General features: G+C 61.6%; 11 protein-coding genes. All 11 read left to right on the forward strand.

From position 1 onward, the window contains the following. Positions 1–81: 81 nt before the first annotated feature. Positions 82–351 carry a flagellar biosynthesis protein FliQ gene (gene fliQ, locus AB5Y70_RS10085; RefSeq protein WP_010673927.1) on the forward strand — a complete coding sequence of 90 codons (270 nt, stop codon included), beginning with the start codon at positions 82–84 and terminating at the stop codon, positions 349–351. 91 nt (positions 352–442) lie between these two features. Then, on the forward strand, positions 443–1,240 hold the full coding sequence (gene fliR / locus AB5Y70_RS10090; RefSeq protein ID WP_010673928.1) for a flagellar biosynthetic protein FliR: 798 nt from the start codon (positions 443–445) through the stop codon (positions 1,238–1,240). A 74-nt stretch (positions 1,241–1,314) separates the two neighbouring features. Then, positions 1,315–2,445, forward strand: a complete 1,131-nt coding sequence (gene flhB, locus AB5Y70_RS10095; protein ID WP_041212629.1) for a flagellar biosynthesis protein FlhB — start codon at positions 1,315–1,317, stop codon at positions 2,443–2,445. Between the two features lie 270 nt (positions 2,446–2,715). Next, a complete protein-coding gene (flhA, locus tag AB5Y70_RS10100; RefSeq protein ID WP_010673930.1) occupies positions 2,716–4,818 on the forward strand; it encodes a flagellar biosynthesis protein FlhA in 2,103 nt (700 codons plus the stop codon). A gap of 16 nt (positions 4,819–4,834) precedes the next feature. Beyond that, positions 4,835–6,334, forward strand: coding sequence for a flagellar biosynthesis protein FlhF (flhF, locus tag AB5Y70_RS10105; protein WP_268426262.1), 1,500 nt, complete (start codon positions 4,835–4,837; stop codon positions 6,332–6,334). Between the two features lies 1 nt (position 6,335). Then, positions 6,336–7,211 (forward strand): MinD/ParA family protein, encoded by an 876-nt coding sequence (locus AB5Y70_RS10110; protein WP_010673932.1) that lies wholly within the window; start codon positions 6,336–6,338, stop codon positions 7,209–7,211. Further along, positions 7,204–7,923: an RNA polymerase sigma factor FliA gene (locus AB5Y70_RS10115; protein WP_029314170.1), complete on the forward strand. Its 720-nt coding sequence runs from the start codon at positions 7,204–7,206 to the stop codon at positions 7,921–7,923. Before AB5Y70_RS10110 ends, AB5Y70_RS10115 begins: the two co-directional genes overlap by 8 nt. 110 nt (positions 7,924–8,033) lie before the next feature. Then, a complete protein-coding gene (gene cheY / locus AB5Y70_RS10120; RefSeq protein ID WP_010673934.1) occupies positions 8,034–8,417 on the forward strand; it encodes a chemotaxis response regulator CheY in 384 nt (127 codons plus the stop codon). 12 nt (positions 8,418–8,429) lie between these two features. After that, positions 8,430–9,170, forward strand: a complete 741-nt coding sequence (locus tag AB5Y70_RS10125) for a protein phosphatase CheZ (RefSeq protein WP_041212633.1) — start codon at positions 8,430–8,432, stop codon at positions 9,168–9,170. A gap of 11 nt (positions 9,171–9,181) precedes the next feature. After that, positions 9,182–11,338, forward strand: coding sequence for a chemotaxis protein CheA (locus AB5Y70_RS10130; protein WP_049637253.1), 2,157 nt, complete (start codon positions 9,182–9,184; stop codon positions 11,336–11,338). A gap of 31 nt (positions 11,339–11,369) precedes the next feature. Further along, a complete protein-coding gene (locus AB5Y70_RS10135; protein ID WP_041215583.1) occupies positions 11,370–12,485 on the forward strand; it encodes a chemotaxis response regulator protein-glutamate methylesterase in 1,116 nt (371 codons plus the stop codon). The last annotated feature ends 2 nt before the right edge of the window (positions 12,486–12,487 follow it).

The raw sequence follows: 12,487 nt of genomic DNA on the forward strand, positions 1-12,487 counted from the left end.
AGGGCGCGAGGCCTCTCTTTCTCTCAAAAGAGGAGGTCAGAAGGATGCGGCCCTGGGCAAACCCATCACAAGGAGCGAGCAATGAGTCCTGAAACCTTCGTCGACGTCTTTCGCGAGGCGCTTTGGCTGGTGACCATCATGGTGTGCGCCGTGATCCTGCCGAGCCTGATGGTGGGGTTGGTGGTCGCCATCTTCCAGGCCGCCACCTCCATCAACGAACAGACCTTGAGCTTCCTGCCCCGTCTGGTGGTCACCCTGCTGGCCTTGGGGGCGGGGGCTCACTGGGGATTGCAGAGTCTGATGGACTTCTTCCAGCTGATGGTGAGCCAGATCCCCGAGGTGGTGGGCTGATGCCAGCCAAGGGCCACTCTTTTGCTCTGGCCGAGGCAGACCGTGGCCTGCGTCCTCCCGTTGGCCTGTTCCTGCCGGGAGTGTTGCTGTCATGACCTACACCACGGCGCTCATCATGGAGTGGCTCTCCTCCATCCTCTGGCCCCTGGCCCGGGTGAGCAGTCTCCTGATGGTGATGGCGGTCTTCGGCAGCCGGCTCGCCCCCGCCCATATCCGTATCGGCCTGGCGCTGGCGATCACCCTCATCATCGCCCCCCTGCTGCCCCCGATGCCGAAGATCGAGCTCTTCTCCCTCGGCAGCTTCCTGGTGCTGGGGCAGCAACTGCTCATCGGCATCGCGCTCGGCCTCATGACCCAGTTCCTGCTGGAGACCTTCGTGATGGCGGGTCAGGTCATCGCCATGCAGACCAGCCTGGGCTTTGCCACCCTGGTGGATCCCATGAACGGCCAGTCGGCTCCCGTGGTGGGCCAGTTCTACCTGATGCTGGCGACCCTGGTGTTTCTCGCGGTGGACGGCCACCTGCTGATGCTGCGCATGGTGGTGCTGAGTTTCGAAACCCTGCCGGTATCTGACAGCGGGCTCACCCTGCCTGCCATCCGCAGCCTGGTGAGCTTTCTCGGGGTCATGTATCAGGCTTCTCTGGTGATGGCGCTTTCGGCCATCATCGCCCTGCTGCTGATCAACTTCGCGTTCGGGGTGATGACCCGTGCGGCCCCCCAGCTCAACATCTTCAGCATCGGCTTTGCGGTGAGCATGATGTCGGGCCTGTTCATCCTCTGGCTCACCATCGGTGGCTTCATGGGACACTTCGACGCGCTCTGGGAGCGGGTGCAGGAGACCAGCTGCGAGCTCATCAACGTCCAGTGCTTCGGGGGCCAGCATGACTGAGGCCCTCCCGGTTGCGGCCCTTTTGCCGCCACTCTGGCAGGCCGCCAGTCGGCTGATGCCGGCAGGAGGCCAGCATGGCTGATACCGATCAGGAACGCACAGAACAACCCACGGGCAAACGACTGCAACAGGCCCGGGAAAAAGGGCAGATTGCACGCTCCAAGGAGCTGGGTACCGCCAGCGTCCTGCTGGCGACCGTGTTCGGCCTCCTGATGATCAAGGAGAGTCTGGCAGGGGCCATGATCAAGGTGCTCACCATGGGCTTTACCCTGGACCGGGATCAGGCGTTCGACCCCAATGCCATGGGGGCCATGGTGCCCGCCCTGCTGGGGGAGCTGATCCAGCCTCTGGGGCTGCTGTTCATGCTGGTGATCATCGCCGCCTTCGTCGGCAACACCCTGCTCGGCGGGATGAACTTCTCCTCCGAGGCCATGCTGCCCAAGTGGAGCAAGCTGAGCCCCCTGAGCGGCATCAAAAGGATGTTTGGGGTGCAATCTCTGGTGGAACTTGTCAAATCCATCGCAAAAGTGGTGTTTATTAGTCTGTTCGCCTGGTGGATGCTGTCGAGCCAGTTCAACCATCTGCTGAATCTCTCTCTTGAGGGCTTTCCCGGCGGCATCGTCGATGCCCTGGACCTGCTGCTCTGGATGCTGATCATCCTCTGCTGCGCCCTGATCCCCATTGTCGCCATCGATGTGCCGTTCCAGAGCTGGAACCACAATCGCCAGCTCAAGATGACCAAGCAGGAGATCAAGGACGAGTTCAAGGACAGCGAAGGCAAGCCCGAGGTCAAGGGGCGGATACGCCAGTTGCAGATGCAGATGGCCATGCGCCGCATGATGGGGGATGTCCCCAAGGCCGATGTGATCATCACCAACCCGACCCACTACTCGGTGGCGCTCAAATACGATGCGGGCAAGCCGGGGGCTGCGCCCAAGGTACTGGCCAAGGGGGTCGACGAGGTGGCGATGAAGATCCGGGAGATCGGGCGCGAATACGACATCCCCGTCATGTCCTCTCCGCCGCTCACCCGGGCCCTTTACCACGCCACCGAGATTGGCCAGGAGATCCCGGAGGGGCTCTTCGCCGCCGTCGCCCAGGTGCTGGCCTATGTCTATCAGCTCAAGAAGTTCCGCCGTGGCCGCGGCCGGCGCCCGACCCCCATCGCCAAGGATCTGCCCATTCCCCCCGAGTTTCGCAAATAACGCAGTGGTGGCAGCCTGATCCCGGGTTCTCTCCCTTGTGTCGCAAACAAGGCCGCAATCTCCCTGTCGAGGCGCGGCGCCTCGCCCCATGGCCTGGGCTGGCCTTTGGCCGGCTTGGTGAAGGCAGCTTCCCCCCTGTCACCATTCCCCGTGACGCCAACGACGGACTTCTGACAGCGTTAAAATAAAAACCATATAGATCAATGCATTGAATCCTTGGCTTGATATTTGCTTTAATCCGCTATTGGCAGTTTATCATTGAGATGCACGATGGGATTCAAAGCGGGACTGGGCCGTTTCAAAGAGTACAAGTGGCTGCTCAGCAGAGGGGTAGGGACGCCGCTGCTGGTATTGGCCTCTCTGGGGATGGTGGTACTCCCCATTCCGCCCCTGATGCTGGATATCCTCTTTTCCTTCAACATCGCCCTCTCCATCGTGGTGCTGCTGGTGGCGGTCTATACCCGCCGCCCCCTGGAATTTGCCGCCTTCCCCACCGTCTTGCTGATCGCCACTCTGCTGCGGCTCGCCCTCAACGTCGCCTCCACCCGGGTGGTGTTGCTGGAAGGCCACAACGGCAGCGCGGCGGCAGGCCATGTGATCGAGGCGTTCGGCAACGTGGTGATCGGCGGCAACTATGCCGTGGGCATCATCGTCTTCATGATCCTGGTGATCATCAACTTCGTGGTGGTCACCAAGGGTGCGGGCCGGATCTCCGAGGTGAGCGCCCGCTTCACCCTTGACGCCATGCCCGGCAAGCAGATGGCCATCGATGCGGACCTGAACGCCGGTCTCATCAACCAGGAAGAGGCCAAGAAGCGCCGTCAGGACGTGACTCAGGAAGCGGACTTCTACGGCTCCATGGACGGTGCCTCCAAATTCGTGAAGGGGGATGCCATCGCCGGCATCATGATCCTCTTCATCAACATCATCGGCGGCTTCATCATCGGCATGATGCAGCACCAGCTCACCTTCGGCGAAGCGGCCCAGGTCTATACCCTGCTCGCCATCGGTGACGGTCTGGTCGCCCAGATCCCCTCGCTCCTGCTCTCCATTGCCGCGGCCATCATCGTTACCCGTCAGAATACCGACCAGGACATGGGGACAGCGGTACTCGGCCAACTGTTCGAAAATCCCAAGGCGCTGGTGATCTCCGCCGGCATCCTGCTGATGATGGGCAGCGTACCCGGCATGCCGCACCTGGCTTTCCTGAGCCTGGGGGCGGTGGCGGCGGCGGGCGCCTGGTGGCTGCTGCGCCGCGAGAAGCAGAACAAGGCGAAGGCGGCGAGCGGCGAACTCATGCCGGCCCAGGGGGATGCCCCGGTGGAGCAGAAGGATCTCAGCTGGGACGACGTCATGCCGGTGGACATCATCGGCCTGGAGGTGGGTTATCAGCTGATACCTCTGGTGGACAAGAACCAGGGGGGAGAGCTGCTCAACCGGATCAAGGGGGTGCGCAAGAAGCTCTCCCAGGAGCTGGGCTTTCTGGTGCCTGCCGTCCACATTCGCGACAACCTGGATCTTGCCCCCAACCAGTACCGCATCACCCTGATGGGCGTGAGCACGGGGGAAGCCACCGTCTATCACGACAAGGAGATGGCCATCAACCCGGGGCAGGTGTTCGGCCAGATCCACGGTATCGCCACCCAGGACCCGGCGTTCGGGCTGGAGGCGGTCTGGGTCGCCAAGGAGCAGGTCTCCCAGGCCCAGACCCTTGGCTACACCGTGGTCGATGCGGCCACCGTGGTGGCTACCCACCTGAGCCAGATCCTCTCCAACCATGCGGCGCTGCTGCTGGGTCATGACGAGGTGCAACAACTGCTCGACATGATAGGGAAGCATCAGAGCAAGCTGGTGGAAGGACTGGTTCCCGAGGTGATCAGCATGGGCAACCTGGTGAAGGTATTGCAGAATTTGCTCAATGAAGGCGTGCCAATTCGCGATATGCGCACTATCCTGCAGACCCTCGTGGAATATGCGCCCCGCAGCCCGGACCCGGAAGTGCTGACCGCAGCCTGCCGGATAGCCCTGCGCAGATTGATTGTGCAGGAGATTGCCGGCCCCGAGCCCGAGCTGCCGGTGATCACCTTGTCACCAGAACTGGAACGTATATTGCATCAATCCCTGCAAGCAGGTGGGGGAGATGGCGCCGGTATCGAACCGGGACTGGCGGAGCGGATGCAACGCTCCCTGGTGGAAGCCACTCAACGACAAGAACTGGAAGGCCAGCCGGCCGTGCTTCTGACATCGGGGATATTGCGCAATACCCTGGCGAAATTTGTCAAGAATGCCATTCCTGGATTACGCGTGCTGTCCTATCAGGAAGTGCCTGACGACAAGCAGATCCGCATCGTCAGTGCGGTGGGACAGGGCTAGTTAGCGGAGATGACGGGTGAAGATTAAGCGGTTTTTTGCCAAAGACATGCGCACGGCGCTGGCCGAGGTCAAGGAGACTCTCGGACCCGATGCCGTCATCATGTCCAACAAAAAGGTCACCGGTGGGGTGGAGATAGTCGCGGCCGTCGATTATCAATCCCAGGTACCGGGGCCCAAAGACGCGCCGGTTCGCCGTCAGTTGAATGAAGAGAGCGTCAATATCTCGTCTGCGGGCAAGCAGATGACGAGGTCGGCGCCACCCAAGGAACAGAACGAATACTACGCCGATACCCTGGCGGCCCTGCTGGCACGCCAGCAGAAGCTCAATCCGGCCAACCCGGCGGGTGGCAATGGCGCACCGGGATCATGGTCTGGCAGCGGAGCGGGCAACGGTCAGCCAGCCTCGGCCTCCTGGCCCGCCAATGGCACTGCCGGCACCCAGTCCGCCGGACTGGCGGGCGCGGCCAGTGCTCCCAGAACCCTGGCCGAACAGGGCCAGTGGGGCGCCGCTCCCGAGCCCGCCAAGCCCAAGGCCCGTCCTGGCGCCGCCCCGCGCCAGGCCCAGTCCGCCCAGCGGGATCAGGAGATGGAGGGGATGCGCAAGGAGATGGCCAGCATCCGCAAGCTGCTGGAGCACCAGATCTCCGGCCTGATGTGGCAGGAGGTGGAGCGCCGCGAACCCATGCGCGCCCTGCTCATCAAGGAACTCAAGAAGATGGGGTTCGACGACGCCTTCGCCGATCAGCTGGCGGGCCTCATCCCCGAAGACATGCCGATCCATCAGGCCATGGCCCAGTTGGCCGAGGTGCTGACGGCCCAGCTCAAGATCAGCGAGGACGAGATCCTGCGTCAGGGGGGGGCGGTGGCCCTGCTCGGACCGACCGGGGTGGGCAAGACCACCACCATCGCCAAGCTGGCGGCCCGCTTTGCCATGAAGTATGGCGCCGAGCAGGTGGCGCTCATTACCACGGACAACTACCGGATCGGTGCCCACGAACAGCTGCAGACCTATGGTCGCATCATGGGTTGCCCGGTGCGGCAGGTGCGGGACGCCGAAGAGCTGGCCAGTGCCCTCTATCAGTTCCGCCATCGCCGGCTGGTGCTCATCGACACCGCCGGGGTGGGTCAGCGGGATATCCGCCTGACTGAACAGCTCGACACCCTGGTGAAGAATGCCAAGGTGCGTATCCGCAGTTATCTGGTCATGTCGGCCACCTCCCAGCGACGTGTGATGCAGGAGGCGGTGGATCACTTCCGGCGCATTCCGCTCTCCGGCTGCATTCTGACCAAGCTCGACGAGAGCCTGAATCTGGGTGAAGTGATCAACGTGTGCATTCAAAACGCCCTGCCCATCAGTTACATCACCGACGGGCAACGGGTGCCGGAAGATATTCAAGTTGCCAACGCGGCGCTGCTGGTCGGTGCCGCCATGGGGTCGCTGGAACGGGAAGCAGAAGATCCCTATTTCTGGGGATCGGGTTTTGGCGAATCCGAAGATTCGGAGTTTTATGAGTAACATGTATATGGATCAGGCGAGTGGTCTGCGCAAAATGCGTCAAAACAATCGAGTGAAAGTGATCGCCGTGTCCGGAGGCAAGGGGGGCGTCGGCAAGACCAACGTGACCCTGAACGTGGCGGGAGCCATGGCCGCCCAGGGCAAGCGGGTGTTGGTGCTGGACGCCGACCTTGGTCTGGCCAACGTCGACGTCATGCTGGGGCTGAGGGTGCATCGCAACCTCTCCCATGTGCTGGCGGGGGAATGCACCCTGGACGACATCATCGTCGAGGGGCCCTACGGCATGATGATAGTGCCAGCCACCTCGGGCACTCAGTCCATGGTCGAGCTCTCCCCGGTACAACATGCCGAGCTCATCCGCGCCTTCAGCGAGATGAAGACCCAGGTGGACGTGTTGCTGGTGGACACGGCGGCGGGGATCTCCGACATGGTGCTGAGTTTCACCCGTGCCGCCCAGGACATCATGGTGGTGGTGTGCGATGAACCCACCTCCATCACGGATGCCTACGCGCTCATCAAGATCCTCTCCAAGGATCACGGTGTATTCCGCTTCAAGGTGGTGGCCAACATGGTCCGCTCCCTGCGCGAGGGGCAGGAGCTGTTCGCCAAGCTGACCCGGGTCACCGACCGCTTCCTGGATACCTCCCTGGAACTGGTGGCCTGCGTGCCTTACGACACCAACCTGCGGGCCGCAGTGCGCAAGCAGAAACTGATAGTTGAAGCGTTTCCAAAATCCCCTGCCGCCCTGGCATTTCGTGCCCTGGCGAACAAGGCGGCGAGCTGGCCCATCCCGAATCAGCCGGGCGGCCACCTCGAATTTTTCCTGGAAAACTTGTTGCAAAAGCCGGTCATAACACAGGAAGACTCCCGTGAATAAAGCCCAAGCATACTTGCGTCATCAGGATTCCTACGTGCTGGTCGAGCGACACGCTCCGCTGGTCAAGCGGATTGCCCAGCATTTATTGGCTCGCCTGCCAAGCAGTGTCTTGCTGGATGACCTGATCCAGGCAGGTATGATTGGGCTGCTCGAAGCTTCCCGCAACTTTGACGGCAGCAAGGGCGCCAGCTTTGAAACCTATGCCGGCATCCGCATCCGTGGTGCCATGCTCGACGAGATCCGCCGCGGAGACTGGGTGCCCCGCTCGGTGCACCGCAACAGCCGTGCCATCGCAGAAGCGATCGAGAACGTGGAGCAGGCCCATGGCCGGGATGCCAGAGACACCGAGGTGGCCGCCAATATGGGGGTGTCCCTCGGGGAGTACCATGCCATGCTGCAGGATGTCTCCTGCGGCAAGATCATCGGCATCGAGGATCTGGGCGTCAGCGAGGATGTCATCGGTCATCCCGATGAAGGCAACGGTCAGGGAGGATTCGACGATCTGGCGGCCGAGCGCTTCCAGGGGGCCCTGGCGGAGCACATCGCCCGCCTGCCGGAGCGGGAGGCGCTGGTGCTGTCCCTTTATTACGATGAAGAGCTGAATCTGCGCGAGATCGGTGAAGTATTGAGTGTGAGTGAGTCTCGCGTGAGCCAGATTCATAGTCAGGCCATGCACAGGCTGCGCGCCCGTTTGCGAGATTGGAATTTATAAGTGGTTGTACTGGCTACACTGGAGCACAACTCTAAGGCATAATCCGCACCATAAAACCTGCGATCTGCATCATGTAAGTGAGCCGTCTTGGCGGCTATTTAGGAGGAACTTTGGACAAGAACATGAAAATCCTCATCGTCGATGACTTTTCAACGATGCGCCGGATTATCAAGAACTTGCTGCGTGACCTGGGATACAACAATACCCATGAAGCAGACGATGGCAACACGGCGTTGCCGATGCTGAAAAATGGCGACTTCCAGTTCGTGGTCACCGACTGGAACATGCCTGGCATGCAGGGCATCGACCTGCTCAAGGCGATTCGCCTCGACGACAAGCTCAAGCACCTGCCGGTTCTGATGGTGACTGCCGAAGCCAAACGCGAGCAGATCATCGAAGCCGCCCAGGCCGGGGTCAATGGCTATATCGTCAAGCCGTTCACCGCTGCCACCCTCAAAGAGAAGCTCGACAAAATCTTTGAACGTATCGGCTAAGGAGCGGCAGGGATGAAGGCCAAAACGAGTGCCATGATCTCGCTTGACCAGGCAAGGATGCTGGTTGCCCACCTGGAGCGGGAAGAGTTTGAACAGGCCGATACCATCCTCGCCGATGTGTGTGCCCCCAATGCGGCGGCCCTGTTTGACAAGGTGGGGCAGCTGACCCGCCAATTGCACAACTCATTGCAGGATTTTCGCCTGGATCCCAGGATCCCCGACCTGGCCACCCATGAGATCCCGGATGCCCGGGAGCGTCTGAGCTATGTCATCGACATGACGGACAAGGCGGCCAATCGCACCATGGATGCGGTCGAGGCAAGCCTTCCCATCGCCGATCGACTCAACGACAACATTCAGCTGGTCATGCCCAACTGGAATGCCCTGATGAGCCGGGATCTCGAGCTGGGTCAATTCAAGGCGCTGTGCCATCAACTGAATGATTTTATTAAGGCTTCTGAGACGGATGCCGATAAGTTACGACAACTGCTGACGGAAATTCTGATGGCTCAGGATTTCCAGGACCTGACCGGTCAGATGATCCGCAAGGTGATCAAACTGGTGCAGGAAGTTGAAACGAAGTTGATAGAGATGCTGACCATGTTCGGTGAGGGCGTTAGCGACAATTCGGCACGTAGCCTGCCAGTGAGCGGCATCGAAGCGGAAGGCCCCATCATGAACCCGCAGACCCGCTCAGATGTGGTCAATGGTCAAGATGATGTGGACGATCTGCTGTCTAGCCTGGGATTCTAATGGAGTGACGCATGGCCTTCGAAGTTGATGAAGACATACTGCAAGACTTTTTGGTCGAAGCATCAGAAATATTGGAACAGTTGTCTGAACAACTGGTCGACTTGGAAAAGCGGCCCGATGACAAGAACCTGTTGAACGCCATCTTCCGCGGCTTCCACACCGTCAAGGGGGGAGCGGGCTTCCTCTCCCTCACCGAACTGGTGGATGTCTGTCACGGTGCCGAGAACCTGTTCGACATGTTGCGCAACGGCAAGCGGACCCTCAGTGCCGAGCTGATGGATGTCATCTTGCAGGCGCTGGATGCCATCAACGTCATGTTTGCCCAGGTCCAGAACCGCGAAGAGATAAGCCCCGCTTCTCCCGATCTGCTGCACGATCTGCACGAGCTGTGCAAGCCGGAAGGGCAGGAGCAGCTGCGTACCGCCAGCGTGGCGGCCCAGCCAGAACCCGAGCCTGAGCCCGAACCCGCACCAGAACCCGAGGTCATCGCCGAGGTGGCGCCTGTCGCCGTCAATGGCGGTGGCTCCATCGACGAGATCTCCGCCGACGAATTTGAACGCCTGCTCGATGAGCTGCACGGTGTCGGCAAAGCGCCGACGGTCTCTGCCGCCCCCGTGCTGAGCGGGTCAGGTGACATCACAGACGACGAATTCGAGGCTCTGCTCGACCAGCTCCATGGTCAGGGCCAGCACGGTGGTGCCCCCGATCTGGCCCCCCTGCAGTCGGTCCAGAAAGAGGTGGACGAGCTCATCGACGACGATGAGTTCGAGCGCCTGCTGGATGAACTGCACGGCCGTGGCCAGGCGCCCCAGCACAGTCTGGCACCTGCTCCTGCGCCCGCTCCCGAACCCAAGGCCCCGGCACCCGCTACCCCCGCAGCCCCGGTGACGCCGCCCAAGGCGCCAGTGGCCGCCAAACCCGCGCCGGCAGAGCCCCCAGCGCCAGCCAGGGCCGCCCCTGCCAAGCAGGCCGCTCCCGCCGAGAGCAGCGCGGTACAGAGCGATACCACGGTGCGGGTGGATACCAAGACCCTGGACGTCATCATGAACATGGTGGGCGAACTGGTGCTGGTGAGAAACCGCCTGGTGAGCCTCGGCATCGCCAGCAATGACGAAGAGATGTCCAAGGCTGTCGCGAACCTCGACGTCGTGACCGCCGATCTGCAGGGCGCGGTCATGAAGACCCGCATGCAGCCTATCAAGAAAGTATTCGGCCGCTTCCCGCGCGTGGTGCGCGATCTGGCTCGTACCCTCAAGAAGGAGATCGAGCTGGTGATGGTGGGTGAGGACACGGATCTGGACAAGAACCTGGTGGAGGCCCTGGCCGACCCCCTGGTTCACCTGGTGCGCAACTCCTGCGACCATGGCGTCGAGATGCCGGACGTGCGCGAGAAGGCGGGCAAGCCCCGTCAGGGCACCATCACCCTGAGCGCCTCCCAGCAAGGGGACCACATTCTGCTCTGCATCGAGGATGACGGCGCAGGGATGGACCCGGAGAAGCTCAAGTCCATCGCCATCAGCCGTGGCGTGCTCGATGCTGACAGCGCGGCGCGCATGAGCGACAACGATGCCTACAACCTGATCTTCGCCCCCGGCTTCTCCACCAAGTCGGAGATCTCCGACATCTCAGGCCGTGGAGTGGGCATGGACGTGGTGAAGACCAGCATCGTCAGCCTCAATGGCTCGGTACACATCGATTCCACCTGGGGCAAGGGCACCCGTCTCGAGATCAAGGTTCCCCTGACCCTGGCCATTCTGCCGACCCTGATGGTGGAGGTGGGTCAGCAGACCTTCGCCCTGCCCCTCGGTTGCGTGAATGAAATTTTCCACCTGGATCTGAAAAAGGCCAACGTGGTGGATGGCCAGCTCACCATCATCGTCCGTGACAAGGCGATTCCGCTGTTCTACCTGCACAAGTGGCTGGTACGCGGTGCCGGCAAGACGGCCCGCCAGGACCAGGGTCACGTGGTCATCGTCCAGATAGGGACCCAGCAGGTGGGCTTCGTGGTAGACAACCTCATCGGTCAGGAAGAGGTGGTGATAAAGCCCCTGGACAACCTGCTGCAAGGTACCCCCGGCATGGCCGGCGCCACGATTACCAGCGACGGCGGCATCGCCCTCATTCTGGATGTGCCCAGCCTGCTCAAGGCCTATGCCCGTCGCCACTGAGCGCCAGGCTCAAGGAGTTAAAAGAATAACAATGGCAGTCAAGGTATTAGTGGTCGACGATTCGAGTTTCTTCCGCCGTCGGGTCAGCGAAATCATCAATCAGGATCCCCTGATGACGGTGATCGACACGGCCCAGAACGGGCGGGAGGCGGTAGACAAGGCGCAGCAGTTGCGGCCCGACGTCATTACCATGGACATTGAAATGCCGGTGCTCGACGGCATCAGCGCCGTGCGCGAGATCATGGCCAAGTGTCCGACCCCCATCCTGATGTTCTCCTCCCTGACCCACGAGGGAGCCAAGGCAACACTGGATGCGCTGGATGCGGGCGCCCTCGATTTTCTGCCCAAGAAGTTTGAAGACATCGCCCGGGACAAGGACGAAGCCGTCAACCTGCTGCAGCAGCGGGTCAAGGAGATCGCTCGCAAACGCTTCCTGATGGCGACCCGGCCCCGTGCCCCCGAGCCTGCCGTCCGGCCCGCCGTCACGGGGACCCTGAATCGTCCCTTGGCCGAACGCCAGCCCGAGCCTGCGCGGGCAGCGGCGGCTCCCGCCGCGTTCAAGCGCAGTGGCAAGAGTTACCAGCTGGTTGCCATCGGTACCTCCACCGGCGGGCCGGTGGCACTGCAGAACGTGCTGACCAAGCTGCCGGGAGATTTCCCTCATCCCATCCTGCTGATCCAGCACATGCCGGCCACCTTCACCGCTGCCTTTGCCGCCCGCCTCAACGGGCTGTGCCAGATAGGCGTCAAGGAGGCGCAGGATGGCGACGTGCTCAAGCCGGGTCAGGCCTATCTTGCCCCCGGTGGCAAGCAGATGTTGCTGGAAGGGCGCGGGCCCGGTGCCCGTCTTCGCATCATCGATGGCAATGACAAGGTCAACTACAAACCCTGCGTGGACATCACCTTCGCCTCCGCTGCCAAGACCTATGGCGACAAGGTGCTGGCCATCGTCCTGACCGGCATGGGTGCGGATGGCCGCGACGGTGCCCGTCTGCTCAAGGAGCAGGGGGCGACCATCTGGGCGCAGGATGAAGCCTCCTGCGTGGTCTATGGCATGCCCCAGGCCGTTGCCAAGGCGGGCATAGCAAGCGAATCCCTGCCGCTGGATCGGGTGGCCCAGCGCATTCTGGTCGAGTTGGGTCGCTGACC

It is taken from the genome of Aeromonas sp. s1(2024), assembly GCF_040908005.1.
In the GTDB taxonomy this organism is placed as follows: Bacteria; Pseudomonadota; Gammaproteobacteria; order Enterobacterales; family Aeromonadaceae; genus Aeromonas; species Aeromonas caviae.

Coding starts and splice junctions, on each gene's coding strand:
- fliQ (WP_010673927.1), top strand. CDS start 82: ATGAGTCCTGAAACCTTCGTCGACGTCTTTCGCGAGGCGCTTTGGCTG.
- fliR (WP_010673928.1), top strand. CDS start 443: ATGACCTACACCACGGCGCTCATCATGGAGTGGCTCTCCTCCATCCTC.
- flhB (WP_041212629.1), top strand. CDS start 1,315: ATGGCTGATACCGATCAGGAACGCACAGAACAACCCACGGGCAAACGA.
- flhA (WP_010673930.1), top strand. CDS start 2,716: ATGGGATTCAAAGCGGGACTGGGCCGTTTCAAAGAGTACAAGTGGCTG.
- AB5Y70_RS10110 (WP_010673932.1), top strand. CDS start 6,336: ATGTATATGGATCAGGCGAGTGGTCTGCGCAAAATGCGTCAAAACAAT.
- AB5Y70_RS10125 (WP_041212633.1), top strand. CDS start 8,430: ATGAAGGCCAAAACGAGTGCCATGATCTCGCTTGACCAGGCAAGGATG.
- AB5Y70_RS10130 (WP_049637253.1), top strand. CDS start 9,182: ATGGCCTTCGAAGTTGATGAAGACATACTGCAAGACTTTTTGGTCGAA.
- AB5Y70_RS10135 (WP_041215583.1), top strand. CDS start 11,370: ATGGCAGTCAAGGTATTAGTGGTCGACGATTCGAGTTTCTTCCGCCGT.